The 21,114-nt window shown below is 25.0% G+C and carries 19 protein-coding genes; 14 read left to right on the forward strand and 5 right to left on the reverse strand.

The window, feature by feature from the left end:
- Window positions 1-46 precede the first annotated feature (46 nt).
- Complete coding sequence (locus ACZ5CK_RS04520) at window positions 47-340, reverse strand: metal-sensing transcriptional repressor (protein WP_464582708.1); 294 nt, start codon at window positions 338-340, stop codon at window positions 47-49.
- Between the two features lie 203 nt (window positions 341-543).
- Here ACZ5CK_RS04520 and ACZ5CK_RS04525 point away from each other — a divergent pair, with 203 nt between their 5' ends.
- From ACZ5CK_RS04525 to ACZ5CK_RS04550, 6 genes are read left to right on the forward strand one after another with little or no spacing between them, the layout of a single operon-like run.
- Window positions 544-3,177: an O-antigen ligase family protein gene (locus ACZ5CK_RS04525; protein ID WP_464582709.1), complete on the forward strand. Its 2,634-nt coding sequence runs from the start codon at window positions 544-546 to the stop codon at window positions 3,175-3,177.
- On the forward strand, window positions 3,174-3,425 hold the full coding sequence (locus ACZ5CK_RS04530; RefSeq protein WP_464582710.1) for a hypothetical protein: 252 nt from the start codon (window positions 3,174-3,176) through the stop codon (window positions 3,423-3,425). Before ACZ5CK_RS04525 ends, ACZ5CK_RS04530 begins: the two co-directional genes overlap by 4 nt.
- Complete coding sequence (locus ACZ5CK_RS04535) at window positions 3,425-4,300, forward strand: DegV family protein (protein WP_464582711.1); 876 nt, start codon at window positions 3,425-3,427, stop codon at window positions 4,298-4,300. Before ACZ5CK_RS04530 ends, ACZ5CK_RS04535 begins: the two co-directional genes overlap by 1 nt.
- Window positions 4,225-6,642, forward strand: a complete 2,418-nt coding sequence (recG, locus tag ACZ5CK_RS04540; RefSeq protein ID WP_464582712.1) for an ATP-dependent DNA helicase RecG — start codon at window positions 4,225-4,227, stop codon at window positions 6,640-6,642. Before ACZ5CK_RS04535 ends, recG begins: the two co-directional genes overlap by 76 nt.
- 12 nt (window positions 6,643-6,654) lie before the next feature.
- On the forward strand, window positions 6,655-7,203 hold the full coding sequence (gene rsmD / locus ACZ5CK_RS04545) for a 16S rRNA (guanine(966)-N(2))-methyltransferase RsmD (protein ID WP_464582713.1): 549 nt from the start codon (window positions 6,655-6,657) through the stop codon (window positions 7,201-7,203).
- A 1-nt stretch (window position 7,204) separates the two neighbouring features.
- Window positions 7,205-7,579 (forward strand): late competence development ComFB family protein, encoded by a 375-nt coding sequence (locus ACZ5CK_RS04550; RefSeq protein WP_464582714.1) that lies wholly within the window; start codon window positions 7,205-7,207, stop codon window positions 7,577-7,579.
- On the opposite strand, the gene ACZ5CK_RS04555 is transcribed toward ACZ5CK_RS04550, so the two are convergent.
- Entirely contained in the window at window positions 7,570-8,115 is a 546-nt protein-coding gene (locus ACZ5CK_RS04555) for a hypothetical protein (RefSeq protein WP_464582715.1), read from the reverse strand. The genes ACZ5CK_RS04550 and ACZ5CK_RS04555 overlap by 10 nt on opposite strands.
- Window positions 8,116-8,202: 87 nt before the next feature.
- Here ACZ5CK_RS04555 and ACZ5CK_RS04560 point away from each other — a divergent pair, with 87 nt between their 5' ends.
- From ACZ5CK_RS04560 to wecB, 8 genes are all read left to right on the forward strand, one after another.
- Entirely contained in the window at window positions 8,203-10,242 is a 2,040-nt protein-coding gene (locus ACZ5CK_RS04560) for a CBS domain-containing protein (protein WP_464582716.1), read from the forward strand.
- Entirely contained in the window at window positions 10,229-10,561 is a 333-nt protein-coding gene (locus ACZ5CK_RS04565) for a hypothetical protein (protein WP_464582717.1), read from the forward strand. Before ACZ5CK_RS04560 ends, ACZ5CK_RS04565 begins: the two co-directional genes overlap by 14 nt.
- Window positions 10,548-11,111 carry a DUF4416 family protein gene (locus ACZ5CK_RS04570; RefSeq protein ID WP_464582718.1) on the forward strand — a complete coding sequence of 188 codons (564 nt, stop codon included), beginning with the start codon at window positions 10,548-10,550 and terminating at the stop codon, window positions 11,109-11,111. Before ACZ5CK_RS04565 ends, ACZ5CK_RS04570 begins: the two co-directional genes overlap by 14 nt.
- 2 nt (window positions 11,112-11,113) lie before the next feature.
- Complete coding sequence (locus tag ACZ5CK_RS04575; RefSeq protein WP_464582719.1) at window positions 11,114-12,472, forward strand: hypothetical protein; 1,359 nt, start codon at window positions 11,114-11,116, stop codon at window positions 12,470-12,472.
- 19 nt (window positions 12,473-12,491) lie between these two features.
- Complete coding sequence (locus tag ACZ5CK_RS04580; protein ID WP_464582720.1) at window positions 12,492-13,817, forward strand: hypothetical protein; 1,326 nt, start codon at window positions 12,492-12,494, stop codon at window positions 13,815-13,817.
- Window positions 13,818-13,914: 97 nt separating this feature from the next.
- On the forward strand, window positions 13,915-14,733 hold the full coding sequence (locus ACZ5CK_RS04585; protein WP_464582721.1) for a patatin-like phospholipase family protein: 819 nt from the start codon (window positions 13,915-13,917) through the stop codon (window positions 14,731-14,733).
- A gap of 80 nt (window positions 14,734-14,813) precedes the next feature.
- Window positions 14,814-15,950 (forward strand): glycosyltransferase, encoded by a 1,137-nt coding sequence (locus ACZ5CK_RS04590; RefSeq protein ID WP_464582722.1) that lies wholly within the window; start codon window positions 14,814-14,816, stop codon window positions 15,948-15,950.
- Window positions 15,951-16,049: 99 nt separating this feature from the next.
- Complete coding sequence (gene wecB / locus ACZ5CK_RS04595) at window positions 16,050-17,171, forward strand: non-hydrolyzing UDP-N-acetylglucosamine 2-epimerase (protein WP_464582723.1); 1,122 nt, start codon at window positions 16,050-16,052, stop codon at window positions 17,169-17,171.
- A 27-nt stretch (window positions 17,172-17,198) separates the two neighbouring features.
- Here the strand turns inward: wecB and ACZ5CK_RS04600 are convergent, their stop codons facing one another.
- The 3 genes from ACZ5CK_RS04600 to ACZ5CK_RS04610 are packed head-to-tail and all read right to left on the reverse strand — an operon-like array spanning window position 17,199 to window position 21,078.
- A complete protein-coding gene (locus ACZ5CK_RS04600; protein WP_464582724.1) occupies window positions 17,199-19,805 on the reverse strand; it encodes a M1 family aminopeptidase in 2,607 nt (868 codons plus the stop codon).
- Window positions 19,802-20,707 carry a DUF4097 family beta strand repeat-containing protein gene (locus ACZ5CK_RS04605; RefSeq protein WP_464582725.1) on the reverse strand — a complete coding sequence of 302 codons (906 nt, stop codon included), beginning with the start codon at window positions 20,705-20,707 and terminating at the stop codon, window positions 19,802-19,804. The genes ACZ5CK_RS04600 and ACZ5CK_RS04605 overlap by 4 nt, the downstream gene beginning before the upstream one ends.
- The gene (locus ACZ5CK_RS04610) at window positions 20,707-21,078 is read right to left on the reverse strand and encodes a DUF2321 domain-containing protein (RefSeq protein ID WP_464582726.1); all 372 of its coding nucleotides are present in this window, start codon (window positions 21,076-21,078) and stop codon (window positions 20,707-20,709) included. The genes ACZ5CK_RS04605 and ACZ5CK_RS04610 overlap by 1 nt, the downstream gene beginning before the upstream one ends.
- Between the last annotated feature and the right edge of the window lie 36 nt (window positions 21,079-21,114).

Consider the following 21,114-nt stretch of genomic DNA (forward strand, 5'->3'; position numbering starts at 1 on the left):
ATGTACAAAATATTAATTAATTTAATAACTTATAAAATTAACTTATTTATAGTGTTTTGTTAATGTATTCAATAATATCTTCTAATTCCTTTATTTTATTTTCTATTTCAGATGTTTCTTTAGAATAAGCAGCTTCTTTTACACAGGTTTCTAAATGTTCTTTTAAAATTCGACTATTTGCTTTTTTAAGTAATGCAATTGATGCCAATATTTGTTTAGATATATCAATACAATATCTATTATCTTCAACCATTCTTATAACAGCCTCTACCTGACCTTTAGCAGTTTTTAAAATATTAATAGACTTATTATGTTTTATCATATGATTATTTTCTTTCATAAAATCCCTCCTCTTCAAAGAAATATTTTTAATTATCCTCCTGAATCTTGTTTTTTTTTAGTTTTTTGAAAATACCATCCTTCTATTCTGATGTTATTATTAATATAATTATATACTATTTTTATTTATTTTTTATGTTGCTAAATATAATTTTTGTGGTATGATAATATAGAAAGAAAAACAAAAATTGAAGGAGGTTTATTATGAAAGGAATTCTTAAATATCCTAAAGATATTATAGTATCTGGATTATTTTTTTTGCTTTTACCTTTTTTGATGGTTCCAAGTTGGGTATATGAATATTCTACTCAAAAACATCTTGTTTTTGCTGTATTTTATACTTTTATATTTTTTTACTATTTCATAAAGATTCAAAAAGAAGAATATTCAATAAAATACTCATTGAATCATATATATTTTACATTGTTTGGTTTAGCTACAATAGTTTCATTAATTAGTGTAATAATACAAAATAAATATTATTTTAGATATTCCTTTGAAGTTTCTTTTTATATTTTAATGATTGTTTTTGTTTCTTATATTTTAACTAATAGGTTTGGTAAAAAGTTCGAATATATAGAGTCTGCGTTATTTATATTTTTAATAACAGGCTTTATTATTGGTATAGATGGTCTTTTAAATAAATTTTTTGGATATGATATTTTTTTTGGTAAGTATGGAGATCCATCGCAGAGAATTACTTTAAGAACTACCATAGGTAATCCAAATTTTGTTTCGGATTATATGGGACAAATGATACCAATAGGAATTTATTTTGCATTATCTAAAAATTCAAATTGGTTAAAGAAAATCTTTTCTTTAATAAGTGTATTTGTTATGTTTTGGGTATTATTATTTGCTCAAACACGTTCTATTTATTTGTCATTTTTCATTGGAATGATTATATTTTCGATATTTTTCTCACTAACACTAATTAAGAATAAAAATAAAGAAGATTTAAAATATATTAAATCGAAGAATTTTGCATTACCTTTATTAATAGTAATTTTATCAATAGTTTTTTTATTAATAATGTTCAATATTCCATCACCATTTAATAAAGGTGGAGAGGTTGTAGCTTCAAAAAGATTCGAAGCTATTTCATCCGTTTCTTCCTGGGACGAAAGGACTTTATCTTGGCTTGCAGCTGTTGAACAATGGAAGGATAGTAATCATCCGGAAAATAGATTAATAGGTGGTGGAATAGCAACATATCCAGTTTATGCAGTTAGATATATGGCTGATATTCAAGCAGAAAATCCAGCTAAATTTTATTATGCATGGAATAATTTTAAAAGGGCTCATAATGATTATTTACAAGTATTAGGAGAAACGGGATTATTAGGATTTATTCCAGTAATATTGTTATTACTAGGATTAATAACAGTATTTTTAATTAGAGTTTTTAAAATGACAGAATTTAATAAAATTTTGATGTTTAATTTGTTTGCATGGAGTTTAACAATAGTTGCTATTCATTCGTTTACAGAATTCCCATTACATTTGCATCCAAATATAATGTCAGCTCTTTTTATTATTTCCGTAGCAGTATCAGAACAATTCGGTAGCACAAGAATTTTAAAATTAAGAAAAAATACATTAAAGACAATTTTTATAATTTTTGTTATAATTGGAGCTGTAGTTTCATATTTGAAAATACAATCTACAGCTTCTGAAGTTTATTTTAAAATTGGTAATACTGAATACATGAAAATTGATGCATATGAAAATGTTGTAAAAAATCAAATTCCTAATATTTTGAAACAAATTGATGAAAAAATTAATGAATTAAAAAAATATGCAGTTCCAGGTTCTTCAAATTTTCAAAAAATATCAAATGATATTAAGACATTGGAAGAACAAAAACAAAAATATATTACAGCACAAAAAGATTATGAAAATAAAGCATATGAATCATATAAAAAAGCTAAAGAATATTTTTTAAAATCATTAGATGCTAATACAGCTTTTGGGAAATCTGGATTTTATTTAGCACAATTATTTGCCAAAACTCCTTACAGATTAATGGAGTTGGATTATAAAAATTTAGAAAAATATATGGATATGAAAACACCTGAATATTCACATATGCTAAATAAATTTAAAGGAGCTATTGATTTGATGCCTTATAACAGGGTTCAAATTAGAGATAATATAAAAGGATTATATGAGCTTTTAAAAGATAAAAATAATTATGAGTTATTGCAGGCACTTGCATATATTCAATCTGTTCAAGATGAAATTGACCAATTAGAAAGCAATTATACTTCTTTTAATGAAAAAAATGCTTATAGATTAATAGCGAAATTAAATGTATTAATTTTTCAAAATTTGAATAATTTAGAAGAATATTTTAAAAATGATGAAAAGGTAAAAACTGAAATTGATAAATTAAAGAATATGTATTATAATGATTTCGTACATTGGTATAATAAAACTATAGAAATTTTACCAGGTGGTTGGAATAGATTCCCAGAATGGGAAGATGTTTATACCGAATACATGAAAATAATGTTTAATTTTTATAAATATCTTGGATATGAAAAAACTATCGATAATATAATAGAAATATCAAAAAAGGAAGCTAAAGCAGATTATTATATGGCTTTAAAATTTAGAGGAATACCAGATAAATCATTTGATTTCTTTGAATCTTTATATTTCCATTTAAAAAATGTAGAAAGAAATGATTTGGCAGAAAAATTATCGAAGTCTGTTGTGGAAAATTATAAAAATGTATATAATTATTATGTAGATTTGTTAGAAAAACATCCTGATTATAGATATAAAGATAGAGTGCAAGATTTTATTAGAACGTATAAATTTTTAGAAAAATGAAAATAGCAGTTTTTTTATTAATAATAATTATTTTATTAAATTCAATAACTTTTTATTTTTATTTAAAAATACGAAATATGAATGAATTAGAATCTAAATATAATATTTTTGATGTTTATATGAAAACAAGGTTTTATGATAAATTAATTATTTATATGAATAATCACAAAGAAATTAATGAAGTTGAATTAAATGGGTTAATTTTTAAGAGAGAAGGTAATGATATAATAGTTGAGGAGGAAAAATAATGAAAAGAGCAATCATAGTTGATTCTGGATGTTCTCCTACCAAAGAATGGATTGAAAAATATAATTTATATTTTATGGGTATGAAGGTATATATTGATGGTAAAGAATTTACAGATGGTGTAGATTTAGATCATGAAAAATTTTATTCATTAGTAAAAAGTGCTGATGATATTCATACTGCTCAACCATCTTTAAAAGAAATAATGAATATTTATGAAAGCCTACTGGAAAAAGGTTATGAAGAAATTGTTGATATTCATTTTTCATCGAAAATGTCAGGGTTGTTTAATACCGCACAAATGGCTAAAAATATGTTAAATGTTGATGTGAAGATAATAGATACTAAAATGGTATCTATCGGCGCGTCTTTGGTTGCAAGAAGAATAGTGGAGTTATTAGAAGATGAAGGTAGAATTTTTGAAGAGGTGGAAAGTAAAGTACCAAAGATTATAGAGAATACATTTATGGAATTTACTGTACCAACATTAAAATATCTTATAAAAAATGGGAGGATTGGTAAAGCAGCAGGCTTAGCTGGAACTTTAATGAAAATAGTTCCTGTTTTAACTGTTGAAGATGCTGAAATAACACCTTTAACAAAAGTGAGGGGTATAAATAAGGCTTATAAAGTAATGGCTGATAATGCATTTGAATTTATAAAAAATAAACCATATAATATAAAAATATATAAAGTCCATGGCTTTGATAATAATAAAGTGCAAGAAGACCATGTTTTTGAAATGTTTATGGAAAAGTTTGAAAAACTTAATTATGATTATGAATTGGTTGAAGGTAGAATATGGCCAACTGTAGCTTGTCATTCTGGTCCAGAAGTATTTGGTTTGGCAGTATATGGGGAGGAAAATCCGTTATAATGCATTTGGAGGATTTTTTTATTGATCTTGAGGAATTTTTTGAAAAAGCTTTAAAGAATAAGATAGAAACTAACAATTTTTTTCTTGAAATATATAATTTTTGTAAGAAGAATGTAAATATTATTGAAAAAGAAGAGGGGCTTAAAAAAGATATAGGCTCCTTTTTAGCATATTATAAGCCATTAAAAAACTTATCAGATAATAGAAGATTAAAGAGAATTAAACAAGGATTTGAATTAATTAATAAGCTCAAAAGGAAGTATTTAATAGATGAACCTGAAATTCCTTATAAAGATTTACCTTTAAAAACAGATATAAAATTTATAAAAGGTGTTGGTAAAAAAAGAGCTACAATTATAAGGGAACTGGGAATTAACAATATAGAGGATACGTTTTATTATTTTCCTAGGGGATATGAAGACAGACGGGAAATAAAAAATATATCCGAATGTTTTCATGGGCAAAATTGTTTAATTGTTGGAAAAGCTCTAAGTTATGAAGAGAAGAAAATAGGTAATTTGAAAATAATTTCATATGTTTTAGAAGATAGTCAAAATTCTGTTATAGTACTAACATGGTTTAATCAAGAGTATATAAAAAAATTTTTACAAATTGGGATGAATGTTGCAGTATATGGGACAATAGAAGTTGAATTTGGAAAAAAACAAATGAAAAACCCAGATTTTCAAATAATTTCTTCAATTAAAGAAGTAAAAACAGGTATTTTACCAATTTATCCATTAAAAAGAGGTTTGTATCAAAATAATATGAGAACAATATTTTCTGAAACAATACAATATTCTCATAGTGTTAAAGAATTTTTGCCTCAAAATATTATAGAAAAGTATGACTTTATTTCTTTTCCTAAAAGAATAAAAGGAATGCATTTTCCAAAAAGTTATTATCATTTAGAAATGTCAAAAAGAACATTAAAATATGAGGAAATTTTTTTATTTGAATTTTCAGTTTTAATTCAAAAACAGAAAATTCAATCAAAAGAAGGAATATCAAAAAATATTAAAGGTGAATTAACGAAAAAATTTATATCATTATTGCCATTTAAATTAACTAAATCACAAATAAAGGTTTTTGAAGAAATTAGAGAAGATATGAAAAAGAATATTCCAATGAATCGACTTCTTCAAGGTGATGTGGGATCTGGTAAAACTGTTGTATCTGAATTAGCATTAATTGATAATTATGAGAGTGGATATCAAGGCGCTATAATGGTTCCTACTTCAGTTTTAGCAAAACAACAATATAGAAAAATAAAGAAAGATATGAAAAAAATAGGAATAGAGGTAGAAATATTATTAGGAGAGACAAAAAAATCAGAAAAAAGGAAAATAAAAGAAAGATTATTAAGTAACGATATAGATATATTAATAGGCACACATGCAGTTATTCAAAATGATGTTATTTTTAATAATTTGGGGTTAGTTGTTATAGATGAACAACATAGATTTGGAGTTAAACAACGTTTGGCTCTTATTAATAAAGGTAAAATGCCTGATATTTTATTTATGACTGCAACCCCTATTCCCAGAACTTTAGCAATGACATTATATGGTGATTTAGATGTTTCTATTATAACAGAGATGCCGGCTGGAAGAAAGAAAGTAAAAACTGTTTTAGTAAAGGAAAATAAAATAAATGAAATATATAACTTTATCGAAAAAGAATTAAAAAATGATAATCAAGCTTTTTTTGTTTATCCTTTAATAGAAGAATCTGAAGTTTTTGATCTTAAAGCGGCAACAGAAATGTATGAAGTTTTAAAAAAACGTTATGGAAATTATGGTGTAGGATTACTTCATGGGAAAATGACACCAGATGAAAAAAATGATATTATGGAAAAATTTGTTAATAAAGAGTTCAAAGTATTAGTATCTACAACAGTAATAGAGGTTGGAGTAGATGTGCCTGACGCAACGGTGATGGTTATAGAACATGCTGATAGGTTTGGATTATCTCAATTACATCAATTAAGAGGTAGAGTTGGTAGGAGTAAAAAACAATCTTATTGTTTTTTAATAGTAGGTGATAATGTTTCAAGTGTAACTCGTGAAAAAATTAGAAAATTTGCAGATACCACGAGTGGTTTTGAAGTTTCAGAAATAGATTTAGAGTGGAGAGGACCAGGAAAATTTTTCGGAACAGAACAACACGGATTACCAGATTTTAAATTTATAGACATACTAAAGGATCCAGAATTAATAGAAAGAGCGAGAAAAGATGCATATAAAATTTTATCTGAAGATCCAGAACTTAAAAAATACCATCATTTAAAAACCGAAATATATAGACGTTATGGTAAAAATATTAAAATGTTGGATGCGTAGGTGATAATAATTATGTTGTCTATTGAGAATGGCAAATTAAAAGGAAGAAAAATAGATATTGTTCCTGATAAAAGAACAAGATATACTCCTGCTAATGTTAGAAGAGCATTATTAAATATAATTGATGTAGCAGAAATGAATACATTAGAAATTTTTGGCGGTTCCGGATCTGTATCTTTTGAATTTCTAAGTTCTGGTGCAAATCATTCTACAATTATTGAAACCTCTAAAAAAGCGTGTTCTACCATAATAAAAAATGCATCTAAATTGGGTCTAAAGAATAAGATAAAACTAATTTGTTCTGACTTTAGAAAAAGCATTGAGAAGATAACAAATAAATATGATTTAATTTTTATGGATCCGCCGTTTCAAATGGGATTGGCAAATGAAGCATTAAAAAGAATCGCCAATAATAAAAAATTGTATGATGAAAATTCAATAATAGTTGTAGAACATTCAAAAAGGGAATTGCTGGAAAGCAAATATGATGATATAATATTAAATAAAGAATATAATTATGGTGATATAAAATTATCCATCTATTTAAAGGAAGGTGAATGATATGATTATAGAAAAATACCATATTTTTAATGTTATGGAGCATTTAGTAGAAGATATTACAAACGAAATGTTTAGTATGCCAAATGTAGATATGTGTGTATGTGATAGATGTAGAGCAGATGTTATAGCTTTAGCTTTGAATAACCTTCATCCTAAATATGTTGTAACAGAAAAGGGTAGAATTTTTTCAGAGCTTGAAACTTATACATTTCAAATGAGAGCAGAGGTATTAACAGAAGTTTTAAAAGCTATGGAAAAAGTTAAGGAAAAACCATCACATTCTAAAGAAGAGTCAGTGTATAAGAAAGTAAATATTGATTTAGATGATTTGGAAAAACAATTTGATGATATTCAGAAAAAGAAAGATCAAAAATAAGCGGTGAAAATCATTCCAAGTATTTCATCATTTTGATTTGAAACAGCATTTCCCAATTTCAACAGCAGTAACTGGGTTTCTAGAATTTTTATTTTATTTTCTAATTCGGATTTTATTTTATTATCTTTTTCTGAAATTAAATAGTTTTTTAATCTATCTATTAACATTTCTAATTTTTTAATCTTTTGATCTTTATTTTTATCAACATTGTTATCAATATTATTATTTTGATTTTTCTTGTTTCTAATGTTAGTATTTTTATTTTTATAAATAATTTGAACCTGTGTTTTGCCTGCCACAGCGGCTAAGAATGCGCCTCTTTTTTGCATATCAAGCGAAATTTTGCTATATACAACATAGCCTCCATTTTGAAGTGCTTCTTTTTTAAAAGCTAATAAATTTCCAGTTTCTTGTTGTAATACTCTTATAATGCTTAAAGATGCTGGAGCAGACGAAGCAATACCAGGCTCTCCTGGATCTAATTTATATCCAAGTAAAGGATTCACAATATCTGGATTTATTTTTAAATTAATCATAGTCATCACTTCACTTTTTGTTTTACTAAATATTTAGATGTAAAAAGTTATTAATTTGTTCTATTTTTTTGAGAAGAGTGTGATTTTATGAATATTATTAATAAAATTTTAGAAAATTCAAAAATAATAAAAATCGATGATTTGAAAATATATTTTTCAACATTAAATATAAATGTTAATATAAATTTTAATGATATCTATAAAATAATAAAAGAAAGATCATTATGTGATGTGTTGATATTATTTAATAACAATGATAATTATATAACTGTTTATGGATTTTCATTTTTAGATCAGATAAATATGAATGAAGTATTTAATTCTTTTAATGGTGAAGGAGATTCTAAAATATATTCTTTTACAATAAAAGAAAAAAATATTGATAAGTTAATAGAAAAAATTATTAATGAAATTAGAGAATTTTATATTCCATTATTAAAAGCTAAAGATATTATGTCATCTCCAGTACGAACAATTTTGTCTAACGAACCAATTGAAAAAGTTTACAGAATAATGATACAAACTGGACATAATGGATTTCCAGTAATAGAAAAAGATGAATTAATTGGTATTGTGACAAAAAAAGATATTGAAAAAGCAATAAACCATGGTATCGGTAAAAATCCAGTAAAGGAAATAATTACAAAAAATATTATATCAGTTTCTCCAGAGGATTCTATAGAAAAAATAAGACATATAATGATTGAAAATGGTATAGGAAGAGTTTTAGTAATAGATAATAATAATATATTAATCGGTATTATCACAAGATCAGATTTAATAAAAGGTAAAATATTTCACAAATCAAGACCACAAATAATAATTGATTATAAAGAAGAATTACATAAATATAATATATTAAAAAAAATGACTGAAGTAATACCTGTGAAATACATGAATCTTTTAAGGTTACTTGGAGTATATGGTAGCGAGTTGAATATGTCAGTGTACGTAGTTGGTGGGTTTGTAAGAGATTTATTATTAGGAAGGAAAAATTTTGACATAGATATAGTGGTTGAGGGTGATGGACTAAAATATGCCAAGTATGCATCAAAAAATTTAAGAACAACCTTTGTAGAACATAGTGAGTTTCATACAGGATCTTTATTTTTTAAAGATGGATTTAGAATAGATATTGCTACAGCAAGAACAGAATATTATGAAAAACCTGCAGATTTACCAAAGATCGAATTAAGTACAATAAAAAAAGATTTATATAGACGAGATTTTTCAATTAATGCAATGGCTATAAAAATTAATAGTGAAGAGTTTGGAGTTTTATTAGACTTTTTTGGTTGTAAAAAGGATTTAGATAGAGGAATTATTAGGATATTATATAATTTAAGTTTTATAGAAGATCCTACTAGAATTTTAAGAGCTATAAGATTTAAAAAAAGATTTAATTTTAATATAGAAGATAGAACGTTAGAATTATTAAAAAGTGCTGTTAGAAATAACTATATAGAAAAAGTTACAGGTATGAGATTAAGAGAGGAATTTGAGAAAATACTTAATGAAAGAAATATTATAGAATCTATAGACGAAATGGGAAATCTTCAAATCTTAGATCATTTATTTCTCTATTCAAAATATAAAAAAGAAAAATCCATTAAATTTAAAAAAATACTAGAATTTTATTCTTGGATTAAAGAGAGAGTTCCAGAATATACGTTTAAAGTAAAATTATTTCATTTATTTTTATATTCTTACTTGCTTTTTGAAAATGAACAAGCTATGATATATTCTTTTGAAAGATATGGGTTGCCAAAGAAGTTTTTGAATAATATTAATAAATTGGAAAGTTCCATATTTGAATTAAATAAATTAAAAAGTGATTCTGAATATTCGGACTTTTATAAGATACTTAATGGATTTGATAATGAACTCCTTATTGTGGTTGCTGGACATATTAATGATAATTTAATTCAAAAATACAAAGGATATTTAATAAAAATGAGCGATTTTAAATTGAATATTGATGGTAAAGATTTAATTAAATTAGGGATTAAAGGGAAACTAATAGGTGAAATATTAAATGAAATAAAAATGAAAAAACTAGATAATAAGATTCAAAACGAAAAAGAATATTTAAATAAAAAAGTGAGTGAATTAAATGAATCAATATAGATTATATATAATAATTGCAATTATATTAATATTGCTTTCTACTCTTTTCACAATTAAAATTATCAATGAATCATCAGATTTGATTACTGTAGCTTCTATGAGAAAATTGCCTATAGAAATTGAAAATGATAGTGACAATGTTATTCATATTAATGGAGTTAAAATGAAACCCCATGAGAAAAAAAATATGTTTTTAAATGAAAATGAAAAGATTATTATTACAGATAATTTAGGTACAGTAATAATAAAGTCTTTTGAAAAAATTTATAAGGTTAAATTGAAGAATTTTGAGGTGGTGGTTAAAAATGGGAAAAATTAAAGATATTGATAGAGTAAATTATGTTATTCATTTTTTTTCAGCTGGAAATACTGATTATTGGTTATATCATGAAAATGTTTTGGAGGAATTAAAAAAGCATTTTGGAGAAATAGATTATATTTCTGATGAACTTGATTTTCAAAAATATACATATTATTACAATTTAGAAATGGGTCAAAATGTAAAAATAAAAGCTCGAATGATCAGCTTTAAAAATCTTTATTCTCCGGGTTTTTTGGCTGAAGCAAAAACCATAACAAATAATATTGAATCTAAATACGCTGTAGATGGAAAAAGAAAAGTAAATTTAGATGTAGGGTATATACATCATATGCAATTTGTTTTAGCAAGTACAAAACCTTGGGGTAATAGAATATATTTATCTAAAGGCATATATGCAGAAATAACTCTTATGTATGTGTATGAACAATGGAAGGCATTTGATCATTCTTATCAAAACTTTAAAGATAAAGAATATCAGGATATATTAACAGAAATAAGAAATTTATATTTAGATAAAAGAAAAAAATGGTTATCTGGAAAGAGATGAAGATGAAAAGATATATTTTATTTTTGGTTATTTTAATCATAATAATTAATATTTTTGGAAGTGCGAAATTATTATTCCCTGGAAGTATAGACTTCTACTACCAAAGATCAAAAAATATTAATTCCGGTATTCAATATACCGGAATTCCTTTGTTTTTCATAGATGATAAGGATTATAAGTCTAATATAACTTTTGAATTTCCACTAGGGTTTGAAAAAAGATTAGAAAATAATGTAATATTTAATGGTGGAGGATATTTTACATTAGAAAAAGATAAAATATTTTTTAGTGATTTGTACAACGAATATTATTCATGGATGAATTTTGGATTTGAATTTTATCATAATAAGGAGTTATATGCTCGATTTATAGCAGATTTCAAAGAAGGAAATAGTCCATATTTTAAATATAAATCACTAAGTACATTGGATATATACAATGATTTTTCATTATCTAAAAGAACCACTTTAGATATGCCGTCTTTAAGTTATTTGAGTTTAAAAAATCATAGTTGGAGTTTTATATTAGGTAGAACAAAAATTTCTTTAGGGCCTTTAAAGAATTCTTTAATATTATCAGATGCTTCAAAATATTATGAAAATATAAATTTTAAATATTATTTGGATGATTTGGCATTTAATACAATCATTATCTCAATGCAGCCTATGATGACGAAATCAGAATATGAAAAGCAATTTTCTACTGAAGCAACTATGGCTATGAAAGAAGTTTTAGTGAATAGAATAGATATTAAAAAAAATATTTTTAATTTTGGAATTACGTCATTAAATTTATATGGAGGAAAAGTACCAAAAAGTATTTTTGATGTAAATAATTCTTTAGTTTCATTTGATACACAATTACAAACAAAGAATATACGATTATATTTTCAAGATACATATAATCCAATAAAGGGGAAAAATAGCTTTGGATATGGTGGAGAATTGAACTTAGAATTATATAAAGATATTTATTTTTCTTTAATGTATGAAAATTATAAAGTTGAAAGTGGAATTTATGAAGACGATATTCCTTATAATAGATTATATAATAGATCTTTAGAAATAATTAATGAACCTGGTGCAAGATATTTTTATGATTATCCTCTAGGATTTAAATATGATGAGAATTCTGATGTAAAATCTGTTCAGACATATATATCTTCTAATAAATTTTTAATATTTTATGAAAAAGAATTTGGTACATCATTTGGAAATGAATTTTATAATAATAGAGTTAAAGTATATTTTAAAATTCCATACTTAGGCAAAATTCAAATTAAATATATTAATACAAAATATAGTGAAGAAAAATTTAAAAGTTATTCATTATTTTGGATAATGCCAATAAAAATTCAATAATAAAAATGGAGTGTAAACAATGAAAAAAATTTTCTTAATTATCATATTATTCATTTTTTCATTAACTGTATTTTCATTTTATTTTGAAGATGATATAAATTATAAAATATATATTGCAGAAAGAATGCTTAATGGGGAAGCATTAGAAACAGCTATATCCCCTTATCCTTCTAATGAAAAATCGAAAACTAATGTTGTTTTTCAAATTCCATATTTTTATTCTAATAATTATGAATTAATGCCAATTTTTGAAATAAAAAATAATAAATTAGGTTTAAGATTAGATATAACAAAAAGCCATAATTTGAAATTAGAAATGTATTATGGAGAAAAAATAAATACATTTTGGTTTGTTTTAGGAAGATACCAAACTGATTGGTCCTTATTAGAACATGGAGTATTTCTTTCTGATTCATTACCATATGTAAATGGAGTAACAGGGGGATTTACAACAGATTTTCTTTTAGGTGATATGGGTATATACTTTGGAGCTTATTCTTTTAATCCCTATTTAACAGAGGATGAATTAAATATTCAAAAAATGCATATTGATGGAAATTCGGATAGGAGAAGTATAAATGAAGGTTATTATGATCCATATAAAACATTATTAATACATAGATTAGATTTAAAACCTATAAAATTTTTTAGAGTTTCAATAAACGAGCTTAATTTAATCGGTGGGAAGTTTCCAGACATAGTAGATTTGAATTTTATGAATATACTTCACAATACATATGGTGAAGGTTATTCAAATGCTTTATTTGCAATTGACGGTGAATTGGTTCCTTTAAAAGGATTAAAATTATATGGGGAATTTGCAATGGATGATTTCGTTGTACCATTAACAGAGGCAGGAGCAGAAAGTTATAAACCTACAGCATTTGCATGGGGATATGGCATAAAATCAGTATTAAAAAAAAATAATAGTTATTATATTGTTAAATATGAAGGTTATAAAATATACTCATGGATGTATAATAGATGGCAAGAATTATTGAAATTTACTGGAAGATATATAGATGATAAAATTTATGACATTCCTATGGGTTATGATTATGGAAGCGGAATAGAAAGTCAATTAATATCTTTAGAATATATAAAAAACATGATTGATATGAAATTAATGTTTGAAAAAGTTATTCAAGGAGAAATTAATTTAGATACATCATATTTTGATACGGATTTAAAAGGTAACACAGAAACCTGGGAAGGTCCGTATGGCAATAAAACAGAATACTATTACACAACATTGTATTTGAAAATGAAAAAAATTTTATTTGATATAAAATTTGAAAGATTGAATGTTATTGAGTATAATTTAAATTATATTTTTGAATTTTAATATTGAAGGAAATAATTCATTTTTACAATGTCCAAAAAGTATAAGGCACTATGCGAATTTTAAAATAGACTAAGTAATGCAATTTTGGAGGAAAAATATGGAAATGAAAAGAAAAAAAGTTGGAGTAGTTTTTGGCGGGGGTGGAGCTAAGAGCTTTGCTCATTTAGGTGTTGTAAAAATATTTAAAGAAAATAGTATTCCTATTGACCATTTAACAACTTGTAGTGGTGGATCTATAATAGGTGCTCTTATAGCTTGTGGTGCTTCTATTGAAGATATAAAAAAAGAATTCTATAAAACTACTAAAAAGATATATTGGTTAAAACCAAATGTAAGTATTAAAGGTTTTTTATCCCAAAAAAATATAAAAAATATTTTATTTAAATTTTGTGGAAATAAAAATATTGAAGATTTAAATATTCCTTTATCAATTGTAGCTACAAATTTAAACAAAGGAGAATTAAAAGTATTTAATAAAGGAAACTTAGTTGAAGCAGTTTGTGCTTCAAGTGCATTTCCGGGAATTTATCCGCCAATAGAAATTGATGGAGAATTATATGTAGACGGAGGGGTTTTAAATAGTATACCAGCTGATGTGTGTAGAAATATAATTGGAAAAGATAATATAGTTATTTCAATATCTCTTGATGAATCATTACATGAATTAAATAAGAATAATGTTTTTAGTATTGTTCATAGAAGTATCTATATTCCTACATTAAAAAAAAGGCAACAAATAATAAAAGAAAATTCTAATATCAATATTAATATTTTTGAAGAAAGACCTTTTAATTTTAAAAATTGGAGAGATATTTTAAGATTTTATTCAGAAAAGAAAATGGAATATTTTTTTAGAAAAGGAGAAATTGAAGCAAATAAAGTTATAAATGATATAAAAAAAATAATTTACGAATAATAAGATATTTAGAACAAATAGAAAAAAGCATAATAAGATTTTAAAATCTTATAATAGCATTTTCAAAAGAGGTGTGAAAAATGAAAATAGCATTATTTTCTGATACTTACGAAGAAGGATATGGGGGAGTTACTGTTTATGTAAGAGAATTATCTAAATTTTTAATAAATCAGGGACATGACGTAAAAGTTTTTGTATGGGAAAGCAAGAATTTTACGGAAGAAGATAGAAAGGTATGCGAAACTTTCCCTGCGATAAAAGTTGTAAAGGAAGTAAGGGGTAAAGCTGGTATAGCACCAGAGAGTATAACTTTAAAAGTCAAAAGATTTTCACCTGATTTAATTCATAATCACAGTCAATACTTGATGGGATTACATGCTATAGCAGTTTCTAAAATTCTAAAAATACCTTTAATAAATCATTATCATATGTATTTAGAAAAAATAACTCCATATCTACCATATATACTTCAAAAAACTAAAAAGCTTACTTCATATTCAATAGAATCATATACAAAATTATTTTTTGATTCAGGAGATTTAGTTGTGACTCCTACTCAAGTTATGAAAAATTATTTAAAAAAAATAGGTGTTAATAAAACTATAAAAGTAGTACCGTTTGGAATAGATTTCAACAAATTTGGAGCTTTAGAAATAAAAAAAGATGAAACATTTACATTTTTGTATGTCGGTAGATTAAATAAGGAAAAGAATGTTAATCTTTTAGTTGAGAGTTTTAATAAATTTGCTAAAGATAAGAATGTGAAGTTGAAAATTATTGGTGATGGACCCGAAAAGAAAAATATCAAAGAATTTATAAAAGAAAAAAAATTAGAAAATAAAGTTAAAATTTTAGGTTGGAAAAAAAGAGAAGTATTACCTTTAGAATATTCCTCCGCGCATTGTTTTATAACATTGTCAGATTCTGAAACGTTTGGAATTGTTATTTTAGAAGCGATGGCCTGTGGTCTTCCGATAATAGGGGCTAATGAAGCTGCTATTCCAGAACTTGTCGAAAATGGGACTAATGGGTTTCTTGTTGATATTAAAAATAAAGATTCTATTTTAGATAAAATGAATCAATTGTATAAAAATCCGAATCTACAAATTGAATTTTCTAAAAAGTCAAAAATAATAGCAAAAAAATTTGATGAATATTCAGTATTTAAATCTTTAGAGGATATTTATTTAAATCTTGTGAATGAGAAGAATAATTAGAATATTATGATTTGTTTATTAAATATCTTAAAATGCGGAAAAAGTAGAAAAGCTTATTGGAAAAAATTAAGTAATAGAGAATGAAAAGGAGAGTGTGAAATGAAAGTTGGGTTAATATTTGGTACAAGGCCGGAAGCAATAAAAATGGCACCAGTTTATCACACATTAAAAGAATATGGAATAGAGGCAAGAGTAATAGCAACTGCACAACATAGAGAAATGTTAGATCAGGTATTAGAGTTATTCGAAATAATTCCAGATTATGATTTAAATGTCATGACACATAGACAAACATTGCCACAATTAACAAAAAATTTGATTGATAAATTAGATAAAATAATGATGGAAGAAAATTTTGATTATATATTAGTGCAAGGTGATACAACTTCAACTTTTGTTGGAGCTTTAATCTCATTTTATTATAAAATTCCTGTTGGACATATTGAAGCAGGATTAAGAACAGATAATATATATAATCCATTTCCTGAAGAAATGAATAGAAGACTTACCAGTGTAATTAGTTCTATCCATTTTCCTCCAACTAAAATATCCAAAAACAATTTATTGAAAGAAGGAATTTCTGAAGGTAAAATTTATGTTACTGGAAATACGGTAATAGATGCGTTGCTATGGGTAATAGAAAAAAATAAAGATAAAATAGAAAAGATACAGGAAAAATACGGATTAAAAGATAAAAAATATATATTAATGACAATGCATAGAAGAGAAAATTGGGGAGAGCCAATGAAAAATGTGATGCGTACAGTGAAAGAATTTTTATTAGAAAATAAAGATATTTATCTCGTATTTCCAGTGCATTTAAATCCAGCGGTAAGAGAAATTGTATTTCCAGAATTAGAAAAATTAGAAAATGCAATATTAATAGATCCAGTAGAATATCTTGAATTTACAGCATTAATGGCAGGCTCTTTCTTTATAATGACAGATTCAGGAGGAATTCAAGAAGAGGCACCAGCTTTGGGGAAGCCAACATTGGTATTAAGAAAAACAACAGAAAGGCCTGAAGCTATTGAAGCAGGTACAGCAAAATTAATAGGAACGAATAAAGAAGTGGTTTCAGAATATATGAATAAATTGACCTTTGATAATGAATTTTATTCAAAAATGTCAAAAGCTAAAAATCCTTTTGGTGATGGAAAAGCTTCAATGAGAATTGCTAAAATACTTCTTAATCAAAAAGTTGAAGAATTTATAATATAACAAATGCCAGCAAAAAGCTGGCATTTGTTATTTAATTATGTTTCTGATAGTTGTATCAAAAGTTGTTGAGAATGAAAATGTAAGTGAATATAAATTTTTTGATGGTAAATAATATGTCCCGAATTCTAAATTAATAGGTATATTTTCATCAGTTATAAAATAAATTTCTGGTGATATATCAAAAGTTAGTCCAAATAAATTATCATAATCTACTAATTTGTAAATACCGTTTAGAGTATAATCAATATCTCCAATAGAGAATAGATTAAATGCATTAATTCTTTTATCTGATTCATCTGAAAAATTAAATAACTCAAGGTTAATACCATACACTTCTTTAACTATATTAAACTGTGAAAGGAGCATGTCATTTTCTTCAAGCAAGGAAATTTTATCATATAATGGATTAAATACAGGAGAATTTGCATATTTTAATTCTAAACTAAAAGAATTTAAAAATGGTAGATAATTATTAAAGAAATAAGCTGTTTCTAAAGTATAAGCATTGGTATAATCGTTGTTATTATTGATAAGATAATAATTACCAGAAAGATATATGCCCAAATTATAAAGATTTTCATAGATTAAAGTTGGATTTATCAGATAATTTTTTAAATCAATAAATTCGCCATTTAAGAGAAAGGTAGTTGAATAAGCAACAGCTTTTGATGAACTTCCAATATCTAATTGAGTTGGAATCGATAGAGATAGTTGACCGGTCAAATCTTGATATGAATTATATAAACTTTTTGAATAATTCAAATTTAGGCTAAACCATGGATTTGGATTGATATTTATATTTGAATTTATTCCTAAATCCAGCATTGAAAATGTATCGGAATATAAAGAATAATATCCTATATCAAAATTATAATAAGGATATTTTTCAAATGATATAAAAGAAGAGTTTTGATAATAATTATTAATAGTATTAACATTTGTTTTAAAATTTATTTCATAAGCATCGAATTTTGAAATATCATCATTTAATAATAAATTGGACTTTATTAAAGGTGGATAATGATTATTATGTCTTTCAACATCAAAAGTGTGCATATCTGGATCTATATCAATAGCTAATATATCTTTAACGTTATATTCTACATTTTTGACTGTCACATATTCTTTTGTGCCATCTTTGGTTAAAATTCTTACTTTTGTAGGGATTTTCATACCGCCAAGATCTATTATAATTTTATTACCGTTGTGTTTAACCGATGCATCAAAATTTTTCTTATTCATAAATAAATCATATAAAATGTCTTTATCCACATATTTTGATAAAAAAGTCAAAAATTCATCTTCTGTAGGACTTTTCTCATTATATATTTTATAATATTCTGCAAGTATATTAATTAATTTTTTTCTTCCTAAATAGTCTTCCAGCGAAAATAAAGCTCTTTTACCTTTGTTATAATAAATGTAGGATGTAAAGTTAGCTGGAATTTTATCAATATCATCAGTAACAGCATTTTCTATATTATAATAACCTAGGTTGAATATGCTTTTCTGATCAAGATCTGAAAAATTTTTGACAAAGATTTTTGAAAAACTATCAGTTAAAATATCTGGTAAATAAATATTATATAATCTATCATCACCATATTTTTCATACATTGACATATGTGCAGAATAATCTGCTAAAGATTCACTCATAAAATTATTATCAGCAAAATCTACACCTACACCAATTCCAAACCACATATGAGCTAATTCATGTGAGACAACATAGAAAGTTAACGGTTCTAATAATCCTGGTAAAACTAAATCTGCAGTTGTAAAGAAACCATCACCTAATAAAAACATTCCATCTGCAGCCATTCCATACATTCCAGGATATGGATCTTGTATAATATTTATAGATGAATACTTTAATTTTCCAAAATCTTTTGTATGCAATTCCAAAGCCTTAATAACATGTGTTGTCATAATAGCTGCTCTTTGTTCTTGTCCTTTTCTATACCATACATTTACTGTATAATCTTTCGAATTTAATTTTAAATTGGAATATGAATCTTTTTTTATAAAGATTATAGGCATTGAGACATATTTTCCTTCAGAAAAGTATTTGTCATTTATTTTTTTGCCTGACAATATTGGTATAAAATTATCGTTGTTTTCGACTTTCACAGATACCATGTGATGTGGAAGTAAATAATCACTATTTTTGTTTATTGCTATAGGATACCATCCAAATCTCCATATATAAATATCATCAAAAGCTACATTATCCGCATTTTCTTTTTTTGAAAAATATGTTTTAAATGTAATCTTTAATCTTTTTTTATTAGTATTTACTTTTAATATTCCATTTTTTCTTTGATAATTTCTAAATTTTTTGGAAGGATAATCTTCATAGGAAAAATCCAAAATATTATTATTTTCATCAGTTACTTTGATAATTTCAATTCTGTTTTTTTCTTTTGACTGAAATAAGGTATTAATATAAGGATTATCATGACTATTTAAATTAGGAAATAAAGCAAAATATGGTTCTTCATTATTTTCTAAAGTAACAGTTAAATATCCTAAAATAGCTTTATCCTGATCAATAAGTTTAATATCTAAATCATAATTTGCAGAAAATGAGATTAAGCTTATTATTAAAATAATCAAAATAAATATTTTTTTCATTTATTATTTCCTCCTATATATTCATTTAAAAAAGATTCAGCATCATTTTGAGTATATCCAATATTTTCCAATAATTCAATTGCAAATTCTTTATTTATTTTACCTGCATTATATAGTTCTAATATTTTTTGCTCTTCTGGAGTTAATAAATTGTGGATTTTTGTTTTTTCATTTTCTTCAAAAACAACATCATTATTCTGAGCTATCTTTTTTTCTTTAATAGTTAAATCGCCACTCACACTTTTGAAATTGATGAATCTTTCCGTTGAATGTTCGAATTTTAAAGAAAGATTTGTATGTATATCACCAGATGGTGAAGTGTTCTTATTTATAAATACTTCTTGTTTTCCAGCAATATATAAATCAATATCACCAGAAACTGTTTTTATTTTGGCTTCTTTAAAATTTTCTGCTAGGTAATCTAATTCACAATCTCCAGAAATTGTTTTAATATTAAAATTATAAATTGGAGAATTTGTTATTTTCAAATCACCACTTGTAGTTTGGAATTCAAGAAATTTTATTTTTGAATTATATATCCCAACATCGCCAGAAATGCTTTTTACGTAGAAATTATTAAGTGTAGTTTTATTCAAAGATACATCTCCATTTACATTATTAATTGAAATATTTAAAATATCTGAGTTGATTTTTAATTTCCCATATCCACCAGAACTGAAATTAAAAGAAAACCCAACTATTTTTGATATAAATGAATCAGATTTCTGTTTGACATTTAAATACCATTTTTCGTTTTCCACATAATTTTCTATTTCGATATTTTCGGGAAAATCTTCATATTCGAAAATATTTTCATTACCGTACTTAATGTCTATATCGACATCCGTAAAGTTTAAAATTATACCCTTAATACTTTTTTTAGGTTTTAAAATCCCGTTCATTATTCCCCCTTCTTTCTTCTCAAAATTTCTTTAGCTTCTTCTGGAGTCAATTCGCCACTTTCGATTTTTTCTAAAATTTTCAATGTATCAATTTTAGTATTTTCTTCAGCAAACCCCATAGCTCTTACTACCCCCTCCAATCTTGCTTTTGCTGTAGGATAAGAAATTCCTATTTCTTTTTGGACATCTGACAAATTACCACGATTTTTTATAAAAATCTTTAAAAAATATAATTGTTCATCTGAAAGTTTTGCGAAATCATCTAAATAAAAACTACCTCTAATGGTAACATCACATTCAGGACACTTAAATTCAGAAATAATTAATTCACCACCACATACAGGGCAATGAGTTAACCTATTTTTCTTCATAATCTCACCTCTTTATTAAATTATAAATACAATAAA

The sequence above is a fragment of the Marinitoga okinawensis genome (assembly GCF_055387075.1).

Excerpts from the sequence above, each read along its gene's own strand:
- ACZ5CK_RS04560 (WP_464582716.1), top strand. The coding sequence starts at position 8,203 with ATGAATATTATTAATAAAATTTTAGAAAATTCAAAAATAATAAAAATC.
- ACZ5CK_RS04575 (WP_464582719.1), top strand. The coding sequence starts at position 11,114 with ATGAAAAGATATATTTTATTTTTGGTTATTTTAATCATAATAATTAAT.
- ACZ5CK_RS04555 (WP_464582715.1), bottom strand. The coding sequence starts at position 8,115 with ATGATTAATTTAAAAATAAATCCAGATATTGTGAATCCTTTACTTGGA.
- ACZ5CK_RS04530 (WP_464582710.1), top strand. The coding sequence starts at position 3,174 with ATGAAAATAGCAGTTTTTTTATTAATAATAATTATTTTATTAAATTCA.
- ACZ5CK_RS04580 (WP_464582720.1), top strand. The coding sequence starts at position 12,492 with ATGAAAAAAATTTTCTTAATTATCATATTATTCATTTTTTCATTAACT.
- rsmD (WP_464582713.1), top strand. The coding sequence starts at position 6,655 with ATGTTGTCTATTGAGAATGGCAAATTAAAAGGAAGAAAAATAGATATT.
- ACZ5CK_RS04525 (WP_464582709.1), top strand. The coding sequence starts at position 544 with ATGAAAGGAATTCTTAAATATCCTAAAGATATTATAGTATCTGGATTA.
- ACZ5CK_RS04550 (WP_464582714.1), top strand. The coding sequence starts at position 7,205 with ATGATTATAGAAAAATACCATATTTTTAATGTTATGGAGCATTTAGTA.
- ACZ5CK_RS04570 (WP_464582718.1), top strand. The coding sequence starts at position 10,548 with ATGGGAAAAATTAAAGATATTGATAGAGTAAATTATGTTATTCATTTT.
- ACZ5CK_RS04600 (WP_464582724.1), bottom strand. The coding sequence starts at position 19,805 with ATGAAAAAAATATTTATTTTGATTATTTTAATAATAAGCTTAATCTCA.
- ACZ5CK_RS04585 (WP_464582721.1), top strand. The coding sequence starts at position 13,915 with ATGGAAATGAAAAGAAAAAAAGTTGGAGTAGTTTTTGGCGGGGGTGGA.
- ACZ5CK_RS04565 (WP_464582717.1), top strand. The coding sequence starts at position 10,229 with ATGAATCAATATAGATTATATATAATAATTGCAATTATATTAATATTG.
- wecB (WP_464582723.1), top strand. The coding sequence starts at position 16,050 with ATGAAAGTTGGGTTAATATTTGGTACAAGGCCGGAAGCAATAAAAATG.
- recG (WP_464582712.1), top strand. The coding sequence starts at position 4,225 with ATGGCCAACTGTAGCTTGTCATTCTGGTCCAGAAGTATTTGGTTTGGC.
- ACZ5CK_RS04590 (WP_464582722.1), top strand. The coding sequence starts at position 14,814 with ATGAAAATAGCATTATTTTCTGATACTTACGAAGAAGGATATGGGGGA.
- ACZ5CK_RS04610 (WP_464582726.1), bottom strand. The coding sequence starts at position 21,078 with ATGAAGAAAAATAGGTTAACTCATTGCCCTGTATGTGGTGGTGAATTA.
- ACZ5CK_RS04535 (WP_464582711.1), top strand. The coding sequence starts at position 3,425 with ATGAAAAGAGCAATCATAGTTGATTCTGGATGTTCTCCTACCAAAGAA.
- ACZ5CK_RS04605 (WP_464582725.1), bottom strand. The coding sequence starts at position 20,707 with ATGAACGGGATTTTAAAACCTAAAAAAAGTATTAAGGGTATAATTTTA.
- ACZ5CK_RS04520 (WP_464582708.1), bottom strand. The coding sequence starts at position 340 with ATGAAAGAAAATAATCATATGATAAAACATAATAAGTCTATTAATATT.